Source organism: Fibrobacter sp. UWH1, from assembly GCF_002210365.1.
In the GTDB taxonomy this organism is placed as follows: domain Bacteria; phylum Fibrobacterota; class Fibrobacteria; order Fibrobacterales; family Fibrobacteraceae; genus Fibrobacter.
In genome coordinates this window covers 1-16,917 of sequence record NZ_MWQG01000057.1, presented here as the reverse complement: position 1 = coordinate 16,917, position 16,917 = coordinate 1, and the positions used below count along the sequence as shown (strand labels likewise).

Here is a 16,917-nt window from a genome sequence, read left to right as displayed (position 1 = left end):
CAGCAACAGTGTCGCCTACTACATGGGCTCGAAGGTCGCCGGCTTCGGTAGCAACAACTACGGCCTGTCGATACTGCCTGCCGGGTATTGGATAGATTATGGAAACGAACATAATAAGTTTGATGAAATAAAGGTCCAATCACAATTTTGGATGCCGCAACAAGCTGATACAGATTTGAAAGCGTACATGACATCTGTTAGTCGAAAGAATTTTTCCAGGAACTTTCCTGTTTCTAAGAAATATGGAAATTCCATTCGTTGTGTGAAGAACTACTAGTTCTTTACAACCTTCAACAAAAAAGTTTAACAAAAATCAGGGTTATGCCAAATAACCCATAGGGGGTTATTATGTCCAAGAAGAACAATAAGGGTAGCAAAAAGAAAAATGTGCTCGCTGCGTAAAAATGATGCTCACATATAAATTTTTTATTTTTGACTATGTTCTTTCAAAGTGTAGACCTAATATAACTAAGCAAAAAATGTTACAAAAAGGCCGAAAAATGTTTCAAGGAAACAAAAGTCCGTGCCTTTGAAACATAATTGATAACGTGACCCCTTGCCCCGGGATAGTTTAAGGGAAAACAAGTGAGGTTCACCATGGAAAACAGAAAGACATCCAATCTCAAGCACATTGTGCTGGTTACCCTGTCCGCTGCAATTGGCGGATTCCTCTTTGGCTTCGACTCCTCCGTGATTAACGGTGCAAACGGGGCCCTCAAGGCGCACTTTAATGCTACCGACGTTCAGTTGGCCTGGGCAGTGTCCCTGGCTTTGATCGGTGCCGCAGTGGGTGCCTATTTTGCGGGTCGCCTGGCTGATTCCTTTGGCCGTGTCCGTTGCATGTTGGCTGCTGCCGCCCTCTTCCTGGTCAGTGCCATCGGTTCTGGCGTTCCCTTTGGAATTCCTGACTTTATTATGTGGCGTGTTATCGGTGGCGTAGGCATCGGCGTTGCAAGTATCATCGCTCCCATCTACATTGCAGAAACTGCTCCCGCACATCTTCGCGGTCGTCTGGGATCCATGCAGCAGTTCGCTATCGTGATCGGTATCTTTGTGGCTCTGCTTTCCAACTATCTTATCGTGGTGAAGGCTGGTTCTGCATGTGCTGACTTTATCGGCGGCTGTAAGGCTTGGCAGATCATGTTCTGGGTGGAAGTTATTCCTGCAGCTCTTTATGGTCTCGCAGCCCTCCGTCTTCCGGAATCTCCCCGCTACCTGGTAAGCAAGGGTCGTCTGGACGAAGCCAAGGAAGTTCTGGCCAAGATTGACTCTGAAGGCGTGGATGCAGAAATCAACCAGATTCACGAAACTTTCAAGAACGAAAAGCCTGCAAAGCTCAGCGACCTTTTCGAAAAGATTGGCGGCAAGAAGCGCATCGCTCCCATCGTTTGGGCAGGTCTCGGTCTTGCAGTGCTCCAGCAGTTGGTCGGTATTAACGTCATCTTCTACTACGGCACTATGCTTTGGCAGAGCGTTGGTTTCGGTGAAAGCGACGCCTTCCTCACCAGCCTTGTGTCCAGTGGCATTAACTTGACCATGACTATTGCCGCTATCCTCCTGATTGACAAGATTGGCCGTAAGCCGCTCCTCCTCATTGGTTCTATCGGCATGGCAGTAACTCTCGGCACTCTCGCCCTCTGCTTCATCTGCGGTGCAGACGCTAGCGGCAGCCTGGTCGGTGCAAGCGGCGTTATCGCCCTCATCGCAGCAAACCTTTACGTGACCTTCTTCGCTGCCACTTGGGGCCCGGTCATGTGGGTGATGCTTGGCGAAATGTTCAACAACCGCATTCGCGCTGTGGCAATCTCTGTGTGCGGCTTGGCTCAGTGGGGCGCAAACTTTGTGGTCAGCTGGTCCTTCCCGGTTCTCACCGGCAAGAATGGAATTGGCGTTGGCCCCACCTATGTGCTCTACACTCTCTTCGCCACCATCAGCATCTTCTTTGTCGCAAAGTTCATTACTGAAACCAAGGGCAAGACCTTGGAAAGCATGTAATCAGAAACTCCAATCAGAGTCCTCCTTAAAAAGGCCCTCGCATCACATGGTGCGGGGGTCTTTTGGTGTTTTAATTAGTCATCGAAACCCACCTCTGAATGAATTAACTTTTTCTATCTTTCTTTCATATGTACGATCCTCGATTTTTACCTATCTGCAAAGAAGACCTGGACGAACTTGGCTGGGATTATGTTGACGTCATCGTGATAAGCGCTGACTGTTATGTGGATCATCCTAGCTTTGGCCACGCCGTGGTGGCAAGGCTTTTTGAGCACGAGGGTTTGAGGGTCGCTATTTTGCCGCAGCCTAACTGGCGCGACGACCTTCGCGATTTCAAGAAGTTGGGTAAGCCCCGTCTGTTCTTCGCCATCAGTAGCGGCATGGACAGTATGGTGAACCATTACACGGCTGGTAAGCGCCTCCGTCATGACGACGCCTTTACCGCTGGCAACAAGGCAGGTTTCCGTCCGGATTACGCCACCTACACTTACGCGAAGATTGTGAAGATGCTTTACCCCGATGTACCGCTTCTGATTGGCGGTCTGGAAAGCAGCCTTCGTCGCGTCACCCATTACGATTACTGGAGCGATAGACTGAAGCCCAGCATTTTGGCTGAAACGGAAGCCGATATTCTAGTGTACGGCATGGGCGAAAAACCCCTGAAGGAAATCGTAAGACTTTTGAAGAAGGGCGTTCCCTTTAGCAGCCTGAAGAATATTCCCCAGACGGCGGTTCTTGTGAACAAGGGCGAATTGCCCACACCAGGCAAGCACAAGGAACTGGGAACCACCTGGGAAGACCTGCGCCTGCCAAGCCACGAAGAATGTGTAGCCAGCAAGAAAACGCAAATCCAGAGCTACAACAAGGTGGACATCGAATGCAACAAGATGTTCCAACGCCGTGTTTTGCAAGACGTTGGCGACAAGACCGTTGTCATTAACCCCGCCTACCCGCCCATGGAATACGGCGAACTGGATGAAAGTTTTGAATACCCCTATGCACGAGCCCCCCACCCCCGCTACAAGAAGCGCGGTGACGTTCCTGCATTCGAGATGATCAAGTACAGCATCAACACCCACCGCGGCTGTTTTGGCGGATGTAGTTTCTGCGCCATTAACGCACAGCAAGGCAAGTTTATTGCCAGCCGTAGCCGCGAGAGCATTTTGCGGGAAGTAGAAATCGTTACCCAGATGGAAGGCTTTGCAGGTACCATTACGGACCTGGGCGGTCCCAGCGCCAACATGTACAAGATGCGGGGCAAGGATCGTAGCCGCTGTTCAAAGTGTGCGCGCCCCAGTTGCTGTACCCCCAATATTTGCGACAACATGAATACAAGTCATCGGGAACTGATCGACTTGTACCGCGAAGTCCGCAACCACCCCAAGGTAAAGCACCTGTTCATTGGCAGCGGTGTTCGTTACGACTTGCTCTTGCAGGAAAACTGCGATGAAAAGATCAAGAAGGAACACGAGGAATACGCTCGTGACCTAATCGACTACCACGTCAGTGGCCGCTTGAAAGTGGCCCCGGAACATACGGTGGAAGCGGTTCTGAAATTGATTCGCAAGCCTAGCTTTACGCTGTTCCACAAGTTCAAGGAATTCTTTGACGAGGAATGCAAGCGCATCGGCAAGAAACAGCAACTGATCCCTTACTTTATCAGTAGTCATCCAGGCTGTACCGAAGCCGACATGGCGGAGCTGGCCTTGGAAACAAAGCAATTGGGATTCCAGTTGGAGCAGGTCCAGGACTTTACGCCGACGCCCATGACCATCGCCACGGAAATGTTCTATGCCGAAATGAAACCGGATGGAACGCCCCTGTATGTGGCAAAAACTCCGGAACAGAAAAAGAGTCAGAAGCAGTTCTTCTTCTGGTACATTCCTGAGAACCGCCCGCAGATCCGCGCCACCTTGGAACGCCTCAAACTGGGCAAAATCGGACGTCTCCTTTTAAGCCGCACGGCTATCGCCGAAGGTAAGAGCTTCAGCCCCAGCAAGGAACGTGAAGAAAATCCGGAATTCCGCGAAAAGGATTTGCAGAAGCGAGCCGAACGCAGCAGCCTTTCCATCGTCCCGCAAAAGTCTGGCGAGAAGGGCCGCTGGGAAAACTCCGCCCGCCGCGAACGCAGACAGGCCGAATTTGGAGACAAGACCTGGACTCCAAAACACGAACGCCGTGAGGGTCGACGGGACGATTACCGTCCTGATGATCGTCGCGACAATGGCTCCCGCAATAAGTTCGGTCAGCAAAGAAGCAACACGAACAATCCCCCCCGTAGAAGAGACGATAGCCCCGTCCACTTCACGTCAAAACGAAGATTCGGTAGATGATTTTAAAGCCTTTCGGGAAATCCGAAAGGCTTTTTTCATATGGTATTCCTAAAAAAACATTACAATATTATATTAACAGTTAAAGTTTTCTTTACAAAGGATCCATTGAAATGAATAAACTTGTCACACTCACCTTGGCTGCAGCGTCCGCCATCGCCATGAGCGGCTGCGCTTCCAGTTCATCCATCAAAGTCACGGAGATCAACTCCCTTAACCACGAACAGGCCGCACATCTTCGTGCCAAGGGTGTTGCCAACATGAAGACCCTGGGTCCCGTGTTCGTCAAGACCGAAGACCGCTGCTCCCTGGCTGATATTGCCAAGTCCGCCAGCGCCAAGTACAAGAACGTCTCCGACCTGGTGAACATCCGTATGGAAGAAACGGAACAGGTTTCCGGATCAAACACCACTTATTCCTGTAAGTCCTCTGCACTGGCCGTCAACTACCAGATCGTGACTCCGGAAGAAGCTAAGCAGTGGCGCGCCCTCTTTGCCGAAAAGAGCGAGACCGTTATTGAAGAAGCTCCGGCAGAAGTCGCACCCACCGCAGTGCCCGAAAATCAGGATTACGAAAATACCGAAGCAGCTGAACAGCCTGCAGAAACTGAAGCCGCAACTAACGGTTTCTACGTAAGATAAGACGAAAGGAAGGTATTCACTATGAAAATCAAAGCTCTTTTACTCGCTGCTCTCAGCACTCTCATGCTTTCCGGTTGTGCACTGATCAAAAGCAACAACACTAAGGTTATCAGCCCCATCGAACCGGTAAGCAACGCCGCCTTCGAAGCTTACGGTAACGAACGTATCGATGTTCTGGGCATGGCAGCCACCAAGGCAGACGGTCCCTGCTCCGCTGTGGAATTCTTCAAGTTCATCACCAAGCTCTACCCCGATGCAGACGACATGATCAACGTCCACATGGAAGAAACCGAAATTACCAGGGGTTCTACCAAGACCTACAGCTGTAAGTACTCCGGTCTGGCAATCGCCTACACTCCGCTGACCCTCAACGAAAGCATCGCCTGGAAGAAGTCCGAACAGGTTGAAGAGAAGCCTCTTCCCGTAAAGACCGAAATCAAGGAAGTTCCAGTTCCTGCCTGCACTCCCTGCGCATGCGTTACTTGCGGATGCCAGCCCTGCAGCAACATCAACCCGAACAACTACTACAAGCCCGAAAACTAATCCTGATTCCAGATAGAGAGATATTCCCATGTCTAAAAAGATCATCGTTTCTACACTCCTCGGTGCAAGCCTGTCCTTTGCCACATGGGGATACTTCCCTCTGCAGGAATCAGATAAGGGCCTTCAGGTAAAGGCAAGTTTTAACCTCGGCACAGGTGATAACCCCATCGCATTCGGATTGGGAGCAAGGTATGTTCTTGGATCCTCTTTCGAAATTTCCCTGATGGATATCGGTTTTGTCTCCGGGGATAAAATTCCCCTGGATCTTGAGAGTTATGGCGACAACGAACTTCCCACCAACTCCGGATTAATGAATCCCGTCTTGGGCGTCCGTTACCAGTTTACAAGAAAGTTCGGGGCCTTTGTCGACCTGGCCATTCCCTTTGACTCCCAGGAATTCGCTCCCGGTTACATCTACTTGGGCATTCAAAAAGCCTTTACCCTGAACAGGCATTTTGCATGGGGAAATGAAGTCGGTTACAAAAGCTTTTTCGCAGTCAGCAGCGAGACTTACTACGGCGACACAGAAGATGTCACAAGGGGATCTCAAGTTTTGGTGGCCACAGAGCTGGACTTCAACAAGAATCCTAATTTCATCTGGTTCGTAGGCGGCAAGGCCTCTTGGAACATTTCCGAAACCAATGGCGAAGCTAGAATTGACGGCGCCCACAATCTCGGTGAAGAGGGAGATACAGGTATCGACGTCTTCGCAGGTGCAAGCTACAAAATCAACCCAAACCTCGCCATCGAAGAAGAATTTTCCATGACACTCCTAGGAAGTGGAGAATTCGACAAGTCCGGCTTGAACTTTAAAACTAGCGCAAAATACGCTTTTTAGAAAAAGCCCCCAAAGGCATCATTTTAAAGTAACCTCGACACAAAAATACCCTATTCCGGTACTTATTCTGCAATTCCGGGATTATGTCATACAATTCTAGACTGCTCTTGCCCTTTAAATACCCCATGAAACTCGAAACGGAAAGTTTCGGCGGTATGGCAACCAACATGTGAATGTGATCAGGGCAGACTTCAGCCTCAATTATCTCCACATCTTTCCATTCGCATAATTTTCTAAGAATTCTTCCCACAAGTTCTCTTTTCTGATTGTAGAGAATCTTCCTTCTGTACTTAGGCGCGAACACAATATGGTACTTGCAATTCCATGTGGTATGAGCAGTCGATTTATTTCTATCATTCATTTTATATCCTTTGATTTTATTGTGATGCAGCTTGCAGACCGCATTTCAATATTAATCAAAGGATTTCTTTCTCCCATGACCGCCAGAAGGCTTTTACGGAACTACCGGCCTAGCCGGTAGTTTTCTTTATACAAACACCCTCAGCGTCTCACTCAGGAGCGTGCAAGCACGCTCCACCACTCACCAGAAATTCTTTCCTTCTGGACGGTGAAGCCGGCTTCTTCAAACCATTTCAGGATGTAGTCCTTTTCGGTCAGGAGCTGGCCGGAAATGATGATCTGGCCACCGGGAGCTAGCAGGTCTTCCATGTCGTCGCGCATGGGCCACAGTTCGCTGCGGATCATGTTGCAGAGCAGCACGTCGAACTTTACGCCATCCTTGAAGGAATCCAAAAAGCCCAGCACGCATTCGCTGAGATCAAAGCCGTTACGTTCAAAATTTTCGGTAATGCAGGGAATAGTCAGCGGATCGATTTCGGTTCCTACGGCAAGCTTTGCACCCTTGCGGCGGGCAAACATAGCCAGGATGCCAGTACCCGTACCGATGTCCAGAACGGTCTTTCCGTTGAAATCGATTCCTTCCATCAGATGGGCGCAGCTGCTGGTGGTATCGTGTTCGCCGGTACCGAAGGCGGTCTTCGCCTCAAGTTCCAGAACAACGGTCTGCGGATCTTCGGGAGTATATTCAACCCAAGGCGGACGCACCACCAGATGGGGGCTCACGGAAACAGGCTGGGCACGGTCACGCCACCACTTGTCCCAATCCTTGGCTTCTTCTTCGGTGACTTCAAAATGATACTGGGGGAACTCGGCCACAATACGGTCGCGTTCTTCCTTATCGCCGGTATAGAAGCAGAAGTCGGTACGACCATCTTCCACCGGATCCAATTCTTCGAGAGTAGCAACACCGGCTTCAAAAAGCAGGTAGCTTGCGATTTCATATTCTTCTACCGGGCAGTAGCCCTGTGCCTTATACCAAGTATCAATTTTCTGCATGGTTAAAATTTAATATTTTTTCGTCAATGCTTTACATCCACCAATATCCCGACTGGACTAACTTCCGTTACAACCACCAAAGTGTTGCCGACGCTCTGGGCCAGACCCGATTTTTGGAGGGTAAGCTGGTCGGTACCGCAGACCTGGTGAGTTCATCAGAAGAAGAAACGTCCATTCTTGCGCAGGACATTGCCGCCAACTTTTCACTGGATGGATACGTCCTCGACGCAGAACAGATAAAGCAGGAAATCGCAAAGAGAAATGGCGCCGTAGACGCCGTCCGAAATATTCTGGGCGCGCTGCAGAACGCAAACTCGCCTCTTACAGAAGACCGCCTTTTCGCATGGCATGCCGCCATCGGACAAAACAAGGTCCGCAAATTCCGCAGCAAGGAAAGTTCGATCCGCTTTCAGGACGGCGATAAGAACCGCACTTTCGTCGGCGTGAGTCCAGACCGTATCCCCCACGAAATGGAACGTTTTCTGAACTGGTTCGAGACCGCCTCTGTAGACGGAGCCATCAAGGCAGCCATTGCCCAGTTCTGGTTCTTGACCATTCGACCTTTTGACGACGGCAACGGACGAATCGCCCGCACCCTCAGCGCCATGCTGCTGGCCCGCAGCGAAGAAACCGCCCGATGCCAATACCCGCTGAACAAACTTTTCGCAGAACACCGCGACGAATACAGGCGCATTCTATCCCAAGCCCAGGCAGGCAACGGCGACCTTACGGAATGGATCCTGTTCTTCCTTAAAAACTTGCGCGACTCCATTGAAAGACGTCTGACAGAACTTGCGCCAGCATTAAAGAATATGCAGGTCCGTCTGAAGTTCAGCCAGATGGACTTCACCCCCCGTGAAAGGCGTTTACTTGAAGCAGCCCTTTCAGGCGCATTGAGCGTTCCTTTTTCAGTCAAGGAAGCCGCAGCCCTTACAGATGTAAGCCACGACTCCTCTTTGCGAGACATTCAGTCCCTAATAGAAAAAGGCGTTTTCAAGGCCGAAAAGAAGGGCGGACGTAGCCAGCGCTATTCCCTTTTTTAATACCCTTTTTAGTTAGACGTTCTTCTTTTGCAGTCACACCAAAAAAAACTGCAATTCCAGTATACAATTATAAAACTCAAAACGATATACTCTCGTGGGGAGGGGATCCCCGTTCTAGGTTTTCAGACAGGGTTATATCAAGGGTTTTATGACAGTCAACACAAACAGCAACATCAGCAGCACCAAGTACTTCAACAACATCCATTCCAAGCTGGAAAAGGGCGGCGAAATCAAGCGCCCGGATCCGGTAGTCTTTTCATCACTGAAAATTCTGGAGTACTGGATTCGAATTCTGCAGCAGAATCCCGAATGCATCAACACGTCCGTGGCCATCCGCCTCATGGACGAATCCCACACCATGAAGTTCACGGAAGACGTGGTCAAGATGTTCATCCCGTTGCTCAAGAAGAAGGGATCCAAGGCAAAGAATTCCAGGAAGAAATCCGATGCCGAAGCACTCAAGGCCCTGCTCAATTCAGACGCAGATGACGACGATGACGGTTTCCGTACCGACATTTGCAGCGGAACATTCCTCCGTGCCATCAAGCGATTCGTCGATGAAGACAAGCCCGATTGTCATGTCAAGGCGGTAAACAACTTGCTGAAGGTCATCAGCAATACGGATTCCGACGACATGCATCCTACCCTTTTCCAGGAACTGCAGCGTACCATCGGCGAACATTTCACCAATTATGCCATGAGCACTATCAAGAAGGGCATCAAGAAGAACGATTCCTCTTTTGTAAGGGTCCAGAAAGTCAAGGATACTTATCGCCTTAACGACGATGAGTTGGAAATGCTTTTGTACCTCTGGCTCCGCGACAGCCCGGATCTTGAAATCCAGGAATCGGAACGTTCCATTTTGCGTCACCGCCGTTTCCGCGACAACGACAACAATGTGAATAGCCTCATGAACATCGCCCGCGCCACCGGTTTCTCGACGGAGCGCATCACGGAACTTCTGGGAAAGAACAGCGCCCTGAGCCGATTGAATTTGCTGAGCGACAACCTGGATTTGCCCAACGAAGTTTGCAAGTATCTGAGCGGCTACAGCGATGGTGCCCAGATGAAGGCATTCTCTGCAGCAGAACCGGCCACCGTCAGCTTTGAACAGCTCCAGGGCAAAAACCCCGATGCCCGCCTGCTGTTGACCATGCTCAAGAACCATGACCGAAAAAGCCCGCTGAACGTCTTGCTGTACGGTGTTCCCGGCACCGGCAAGACAGAGCTTGCAAAGGCTTTAGCCGCAGAGCTCAAGGTCCCCCTTTGGGAAGTGAGCATCGACGTGGATGATGAAGAAATCGGCGGACGCCGTCTGGATTCCCGCAACAACAATCTTCTGCAGTACCGCCTTCGTGCCGTCACCCTGGCCGACTGGCATTGCGAAAAGAATCCTGGAATTATCCTTGTAGACGAAGCGGACATGGTGCTGAATTTTGGCGAAAAAGGTTCACTGAATCACTTCTTTGAAACATTGCACACACCCGTCATCTGGATTTCCAACAAGACGGGATTGGTAGAAGACAGCACCCGCCGACGCTTCGACTTTTCCATGGCATTCAAGCCTTTGGCAAAAGATGAACGTCTGAGCGTCTTGAATTCCGTTTTGAAAGCCCAGGAAGCAGAAAGCCTGCTCACCGACGAAGAAAAGCTGAAACTTGTGGTGGAATATCCTGCCATGGCTGGCGGCCTCACCTTGGCCGTACAGCGCACCAAGAGTCTTATAGACTGCGGAGCCACCGGTGCTGCAGACAGCTACAAGACGGTCGCCAGAATTCTCAAGGCACATACACAGCTCATGGGAATCCGCAATGGAAACTTGAAGGACGTCGAAAGCCATGCACCCAACTACTCCCTGGAAGGTCTGAACATCGAAGGTTCCACTCAAGAAATTATGGAAGTGGTTCACAACTACGATCAGGTCTGGAACACCTTGGAAGAAGATGACGCGCCCAACTCCCTGAACATCCTGCTTTACGGTCCTCCGGGAACCGGCAAGACTGAATTCGTTCGCTACATGGCCCGCGCCCTCGGCCGCAACCTGATTATCAAGCGCGCCAGCGACCTGCTTGGAATGTTTGTAGGTCAGACCGAAGCCCAAATTGCCGCCGCCTTCGAGGAAGCCAATCGCACCAAGTCCATTCTGTTCTTCGATGAAGCAGACAGCCTGCTGAATGACCGTGCCGGAGCATTCCAGAACCACGAAGTCAGCAAGGTCAACGAACTGCTGACCCAGATGGAAAACTTCAAGGGAATCTTTGTGGCGGCCACCAACTTCGAAAAGCATCTGGACCCGGCAAGTTCCCGCCGTTTCTCCCTGAAGCTGGGTTTTGATTACCTGAAGCCCGCCGGTGTACGTCACATCTGGAACGTCTTCTTCCCGGATACCGTCTGCCCCGATTCCGTGGCACAGATTCCCATGCTCACCCCCGGCGACTTCAACGCCGTCAACGGACGCCTTCGCTACTTCCCCACCAGCAGCAAGACTCCCGACCGCATCGAAGCCGAACTCCGCAAGGAATTGCGCTGCAAGGACGACAAGGCCGGAAGAACCATGGGGTTCTAAAAATTCCCATATAACTCCGTAAAACCAAAATCCCCGCAGAAGAAATTCTGCGGGGATTCATTTTTACCCTTGCGTCACCAGGTGGACAATCAAGGTGATTAGCCCACCGACAACAACACCGGCCAAAAGGATCAAGGCCACCAACATCCACTTGATGTACTTGACCAGCTTGACCATGAGGGCATCCTGATTCTTGGCAAATTGCTGGTAGGCGTTCAAGGCAGCCATAATGGTAAAGCCCACATCGTCCATCCAACCCAAAACAGGAATCGTATCGGGAACAGCATCAATGGGCGAGACGTCGTAAGCCAGGGCCAACATGGCAATAACCACGGAAAGAGCCTTCCACACAGGAGATGCGCCCTGCGGGTCCATAGGCTTATTGGACGATTTGCGGTTCAGTTCTTCGGCGTCATGAACTTCGCCTTCATAAACTTTTTCCTTTTTCATTTTTATCCTTCTTGATAAAAAATCAGACTTTCTTTTTTTGAAAATCTATATACAAAATTTTCCCCTAATACAATAAATAATAAAAGTTTCTTCTAACCTGTTTTAGAAAAGCGGGGCGTTTCAAACAACGGGCATGAGTCATAGCCCAGATTGTAGGGAACGAGAGTCCACAAAGTTTGCAGTAAAATTTAGGCATGAAATTATCCTTCTTGCTGTTAATATACACGCATTATTCACGAAGTGGATTCTCCTACAAAAAAACTTGCTATTAAAGAAAGAACCTCCGGCCAAAAAAGCCGGAGGCCTTTTCACCACAACACAAAAGGTGAAATATGTGGATGGGGCAAAGGATTTGTCTAGCGCAAAGAAGTGTTTTACACCATGGTATTCTTGAAGGCTTCGTAATTGGCCAAACTGTACTGGTTACAGTAAACGGCGAATTCAATGGCAGCAAAACGGTTCCTGTATTTTTCGACCAGCTGGCGGTATGCCTTCGCTACAACCCGAGGGTCATTCCTGAAGGCGCCACAGCCGAAAGCCCCCAGAACAAGAATCTCAGCCTTATTGGCCAAAGCAACCTGGATAATCTTTTCGCCACGTTTCAAGTGAAGTTCAAACAGTTCCTCTTCGCTAAGGATCCAAGGGGCAAACCACAAATTTGGAGCGGCGCAGGTAATTACATCAACCATGGTCCAGTCCTTCTTGGGAAGGCGCTTGGGTTCCTCCACATCGCTCTTGATAATGGCCACGTTGGGAACATAAATGCAGGCGTCAGTATAAAGGTGGTCGCTGCGCTTGCGATGGAAGCGGTAATAATTCTTGACGAATTCCGGACGGGTCAAGACAGGGTAAAGAGTGGAACAGCGGCACAGGCATTCTTCCTGAGCGAAGGCACCATCGGTCACGCCGCCGCCGGGGCTTGTAGCTGAGGCAAAGTTCAGCACTGCAATTCGCTTTCCCGGGAACTTTGCCTTCAACTTTTGAGCCGCCTCAAAAGTGCGGTGGCGGGAGACAGAAACCGCGGCGTCTGCGGAGGCATTTTTTTCGCCAGAATTTTCCGATGGGGTTCCCTCGGCAGCCAGGCAATCACAGCTTTCGCCTGCAGCACAGGGCGAGATTTCCACAGGTTCACCTTCCATATAGAGCTTAGCCCCTTCCCCAGAAACTTCTACAGACTTCTTAAGGGCTGCGTTTTCCTGAATCATGTTCAGAGTGTCTTCAAAAATTTCAATCAGCTTGTCTCTTGTAGTCATTTTTCTCTACTGTATTTCAGGTTCAACAAAAAAGTTCACAATTTAAAGTACAGCTTACACGGTCCACATGCGAATGCGGCCACTTTTTTCAGCATTTTCATTTGTAATGTCCGATATAATGATGTTGGTATCATCCTTAGCGCACCCGGAATCGTAGAAGCTTTCAACAGCCTCGCTGTATTCCTCAAGGGTCAAACTCTTGTCATGCTCGATCTGGACAAGGAATCCATTGGAGTCAAGCCCCTGTTGCTTAAAAGTTTCAGTCAGTTCCTTGGCGCAGTTGATTATCCACTTTTCACCATTTCCACAAGTTTCCAGACAAGTCAAACGGCGGCGCGGCCTATTCAACTTGATTACAGCCAGGAAATCTGCGAAATCCACCATAATCATTCCGCGGCTCTTGAACATCTGCACAAAATTCACAATGCGTTCCGCAGCGCACTCACCATCGTTCATGACGTGATAGAAATCCACAGACTGTTCAAGAAGAGAGCGATCCTTTTCGGCGTCAAAAGACGGACTTACAACAAAGGCGCCAACAGGAACCCCACTTTTCAAGGCCCTTTCACCCATTTTTACCACAGAGGTTTCACAGTTACAATCTGCGCCTGCCACCAGAAGCAACAAGCCGCACTCATTGCGGTCCATGACGAATTCCATATCCGCGGATTCTTTTTCTAGGTAGCATTCCACGCCCGACAACCCCAATTGTACCACCTTTTTGCCGACGGAATCCGCAATTTCGGAGCCAATTTCGCCAAAACCAACAATTTTAACCTCAGGATCCATAATTAACCTCGCTATGTATATCGTTTTCAACCGGCAAAATGTCTAACAAAAAAATTGTGTTTTTCTCGACCAACGAGTTTTTGTATATTACTCCCCGTAAAACGAGATTAAAATGCTTGATAAAGAAGTTCTAAAAACCGTCAGCCGTATTGAATTGAGCGTTCGCGGCACGCTGGACACGGTCATGACCGGCGCCTACCATAGTTCCTTCAAGGGAAATGGTATGGAATTCAGCGAAGTCCGTGAATATATGCCTGGCGATGACGTGCGAACCATTGACTGGAACGTGACGGCCCGTACCGGCACCCCCTACGTAAAAAAGTTCATCGAAGAACGTGAAATGACCATGCTGCTGATGGTTGACGCCTCCAGCAGTTCCGAATTCGGAAGCGGAAAGCAGATGAAGGGCGAAGTCATGGCCACCCTCACGGCCCTTTTGGCTTTTGCAGCCATCAAGAACAATGACAAGGTGGGCCTGCTGATTTATACCGACCAGGTAGAACTTTTTATTCCGCCGGAAAAAGGCCGCAAGCACGTACTGCGCCTGATTCGCGAAATTCTTTACTTCAAGCCCCAGCACCACGGCACCAATACCCAGGTAGCCCTGGAATATGCCGGCAAGATTTTGAATCGCAAGGCCGTTGTGGTGGTGATGAGCGACTTTTTGGATGAAGGTTTCGAGAACGCCTTCAAGATCCTGCGCAAGCGCCACGACGTACTTGCAGTCTCCGTGGTGGACCCCCGCGAAATGGAATTGCCCCCTGCAGGCCTTGTGGAATTGGAAGACCCCGAAACCGGCGAAACCTTGCTCATTGACACCGGAGACGTCGCCTTCCGCGAAGCCTTCGCCCGAGAGGCAAAGCGTCAGGGAAAGCAGACCAAGGATTTATTCCAGCGCATGTCCATTGACTTTGTTCGCATCGAGACCCACGACGACTTCAAGGAAACCGTGGCCCCGCTGATTGAGCACTTCAGACGTCGCGCCAAGATGGCACGCAGCTAACAGCGGAGTTATTCAACACAGGGTCGATAGCCCAGCAGTTTCAAGCTGTACAACGCCGTCCCCTTGCTAATGCTGCGCACGTTGGTAGCGTATCCAAAAATCTTCCGCAGGGGAATATCCGCCTTTAGGAAGTGGGTACGTCCATCGCCACCGATTTCCTTGACCCTTCCCTCACGGGCCTGAATATCGCTGGTAATATTACCGGCAAAGTTCACCGGACATTCCAAAGAAAGTTCCATGACCGGTTCATAAAGTTTAATGTCGGACGGCTTGAAAAGCTTGGTAACCGCATCGGCGCAAGCCTTCTTGATCATGGGCGGCAGGGCATTTTCGGTCCAGCTGAATTCCAGGACTTCGAAGCGGACACCCACCAGGGGGCCCTTGCCCAGCACACCAATTTCAGCCGTTTCCAGAAGTGCGGAACGGACACCGGCAAGAATCTCGCGAGGAGCCGTTTCCAAAAATTCTGCGGTTAGACGAATGTCGTGATTCTGGGGCAGCTCTGCGGAATTTTCCACCACATCATTTTGAATGGGGGACGCAGATAGTTTAATGCTAATTTTATGGGGGCCAAGCTGGAAGGAATTTTCTACAGCATCCACTTCATGGGACAGGCGCTCCTGCCAGCGGACCTCGGGATCGCCGGCCTGAACTTCACAACCGAATTCACGACGGAGACGGGCCAGCAGAACATCCAGCTGGACTTCGCCAACCGTATGCAGATACCAGAAGCCACCATCGTCATGAACCACGCGGAAACTAGGATCCATGCGGCTCAAGGTATTCAGGCTCTTTTCTACATGATGGTAGTCGTCAGTAGCAAGACATTCTACACGGGTCTGCAACAAGGGCTGGTAACGGTCGCGGATGTTTTCGCCCTTCGAATCTTCTTCGTCTTGCAGAAGATGGCCATCCCGCATAATGACCTGACCCAACTCCGTTTCAAAAGGTGTACGCATGGCGTAAATGTCACCGGCACGGATTTCTTCTACGGGAATCAGAAGGTTGGCCTTCAAACGTGAGAACTCAAAACCTGCAGGCCATTCCTTCCGCTCCATGTCGCAGTGGGCGCGGAACAGGGAAATCTCCCCCACGCCCTTGAAATGACGCAGACGGATAACCTGGCCTAATTCCCGTTCATCAAACTGCGGTACCTCGGGCAAGAAAAAGCTCAAGGCTGTCACAAGACTGCGCACGCCAAAGCCCGCCATGGCAGAACCCGCATAGCAAAGCGCATAGTCGGAATCCAGGGCAAGACCTTTAAGACCGCGAAGCAAAGCCTTGGGCGGAACCGGCTTACCTTCAAGGGCCAATTCCAGAACTTCATCATCGAAGTTGCTAGCGAATTCTACCGCTTCCTTATAATGCTTGGCCAGCAAATCGGCGCCGGAACCGTTAGATCCTTCACTTCGTTCAGAGGAAGACCCTTCAGAAAGAACATCGGCAGAGTCCACCACTTCTTCGCCACGGTCTGAATGGACCAAGCGACTCTTGCTCAGCACATCGAGCACACTGACCATCTGACCGTTCTCATATTCGGGAACCGTCATCAGCACCGGACGCACACCCAGGATCTCTTCTACGTTAATGAGGGTCTCGTCCAGAGAATAATCAGGATTGTCCAACTTGTTTATGTACAGTATGGTCGGCACACCTGCGGCCCGTAATTTTTTAAAGGCGGCAACCGTCTGAGTTTCCACTCCACTGGCAGCACTCACCACCAGCACAGCCCCTTCTACAGCCGTCAGGGCCATATCCACTTCGGCGCCGAAATCCACATGGCCCGGAGTGTCGATAAAATTGAACCAGGTATTTTTCCACTCGAAATGAGCCACCCCACTTTCGATAGTGATGCCTCGTTCCTTTTCTTCGGGCAGATAATCCATGGTGGCAAGACCTTCTTCCACCTTACCCGGGCGACGCACTTCGCCAGCAGCAAAAAGAATACGCTCGGAAAGGGTCGTCTTTCCCGCATCGACGTGGGCCAAAATGGCAATATTTCTTATGGGTTGCATATCACAAAGGTAGTAAATCAAAAAAAATCATTTATATTTTGAGGCATCATCAACATGTGTGGAAGCATTTAGGCTGCCTTGCTAGATGATTCTCT

The 16,917-nt window shown here is 50.4% G+C and carries 14 protein-coding genes and 1 pseudogene; 9 read left to right on the top strand and 6 right to left on the bottom strand.

What is annotated here, in order from left to right:
• The 6 genes from B7992_RS15310 to B7992_RS15285 form a co-directional block, all read left to right on the top strand.
• Positions 1-277: FISUMP domain-containing protein (locus B7992_RS15310; protein WP_141100501.1), on the top strand; the 277-nt coding region annotated here is incomplete at its 5' end.
• Between the two features lie 320 nt (positions 278-597).
• On the top strand, positions 598-1,995 hold the full coding sequence (locus B7992_RS15305) for a sugar porter family MFS transporter (protein ID WP_073238504.1): 1,398 nt from the start codon (positions 598-600) through the stop codon (positions 1,993-1,995).
• A 128-nt stretch (positions 1,996-2,123) separates the two neighbouring features.
• Positions 2,124-4,328, top strand: coding sequence for a YgiQ family radical SAM protein (locus tag B7992_RS15300; RefSeq protein WP_073157790.1), 2,205 nt, complete (start codon positions 2,124-2,126; stop codon positions 4,326-4,328).
• Positions 4,329-4,438: 110 nt separating this feature from the next.
• Positions 4,439-4,966 (top strand): hypothetical protein, encoded by a 528-nt coding sequence (locus B7992_RS15295; RefSeq protein WP_073157792.1) that lies wholly within the window; start codon positions 4,439-4,441, stop codon positions 4,964-4,966.
• Positions 4,967-4,987: 21 nt separating this feature from the next.
• Positions 4,988-5,509 (top strand): hypothetical protein, encoded by a 522-nt coding sequence (locus B7992_RS15290; RefSeq protein ID WP_073157795.1) that lies wholly within the window; start codon positions 4,988-4,990, stop codon positions 5,507-5,509.
• A gap of 28 nt (positions 5,510-5,537) precedes the next feature.
• Positions 5,538-6,347, top strand: a complete 810-nt coding sequence (locus tag B7992_RS15285; protein WP_088666719.1) for an opacity family porin — start codon at positions 5,538-5,540, stop codon at positions 6,345-6,347.
• Between the two features lie 25 nt (positions 6,348-6,372).
• Here B7992_RS15285 and tnpA read toward each other — a convergent pair.
• Together tnpA and B7992_RS15275 are read right to left on the bottom strand one after the other, a co-directional pair.
• Positions 6,373-6,708 (bottom strand): annotated as a pseudogene (gene tnpA, locus B7992_RS15280) (IS200/IS605 family transposase); the annotation flags it as partial.
• A 152-nt stretch (positions 6,709-6,860) separates the two neighbouring features.
• On the bottom strand, positions 6,861-7,703 hold the full coding sequence (locus tag B7992_RS15275) for a 50S ribosomal protein L11 methyltransferase (RefSeq protein WP_088666718.1): 843 nt from the start codon (positions 7,701-7,703) through the stop codon (positions 6,861-6,863).
• A 26-nt stretch (positions 7,704-7,729) separates the two neighbouring features.
• Between B7992_RS15275 and B7992_RS15270 the strand changes: the two genes are divergently transcribed.
• Both B7992_RS15270 and B7992_RS15265 read left to right on the top strand, forming a co-directional pair.
• Positions 7,730-8,746 (top strand): Fic family protein, encoded by a 1,017-nt coding sequence (locus B7992_RS15270; protein WP_073157813.1) that lies wholly within the window; start codon positions 7,730-7,732, stop codon positions 8,744-8,746.
• 148 nt (positions 8,747-8,894) lie between these two features.
• On the top strand, positions 8,895-11,312 hold the full coding sequence (locus B7992_RS15265; protein ID WP_088666717.1) for an ATP-binding protein: 2,418 nt from the start codon (positions 8,895-8,897) through the stop codon (positions 11,310-11,312).
• A gap of 63 nt (positions 11,313-11,375) precedes the next feature.
• On the opposite strand, the gene B7992_RS15260 is transcribed toward B7992_RS15265, so the two are convergent.
• The 3 genes from B7992_RS15260 to B7992_RS15245 form a co-directional block, all read right to left on the bottom strand.
• Entirely contained in the window at positions 11,376-11,762 is a 387-nt protein-coding gene (locus tag B7992_RS15260; RefSeq protein ID WP_073238486.1) for a YkvA family protein, read from the bottom strand.
• Positions 11,763-12,136: 374 nt separating this feature from the next.
• Complete coding sequence (locus B7992_RS15250; RefSeq protein WP_088666715.1) at positions 12,137-13,015, bottom strand: TIGR02452 family protein; 879 nt, start codon at positions 13,013-13,015, stop codon at positions 12,137-12,139.
• A gap of 54 nt (positions 13,016-13,069) precedes the next feature.
• Positions 13,070-13,804 carry a hypothetical protein gene (locus tag B7992_RS15245; RefSeq protein ID WP_088666714.1) on the bottom strand — a complete coding sequence of 245 codons (735 nt, stop codon included), beginning with the start codon at positions 13,802-13,804 and terminating at the stop codon, positions 13,070-13,072.
• A 112-nt stretch (positions 13,805-13,916) separates the two neighbouring features.
• On the opposite strand from B7992_RS15245, the gene B7992_RS15240 reads away from it, so the two are divergent.
• Entirely contained in the window at positions 13,917-14,807 is an 891-nt protein-coding gene (locus B7992_RS15240) for a DUF58 domain-containing protein (protein WP_073157844.1), read from the top strand.
• Positions 14,808-14,815: 8 nt separating this feature from the next.
• Here the strand turns inward: B7992_RS15240 and B7992_RS15235 are convergent, their stop codons facing one another.
• Positions 14,816-16,822 carry a translation factor GTPase family protein gene (locus tag B7992_RS15235; protein ID WP_088666721.1) on the bottom strand — a complete coding sequence of 669 codons (2,007 nt, stop codon included), beginning with the start codon at positions 16,820-16,822 and terminating at the stop codon, positions 14,816-14,818.
• Positions 16,823-16,917 lie beyond the last annotated feature (95 nt).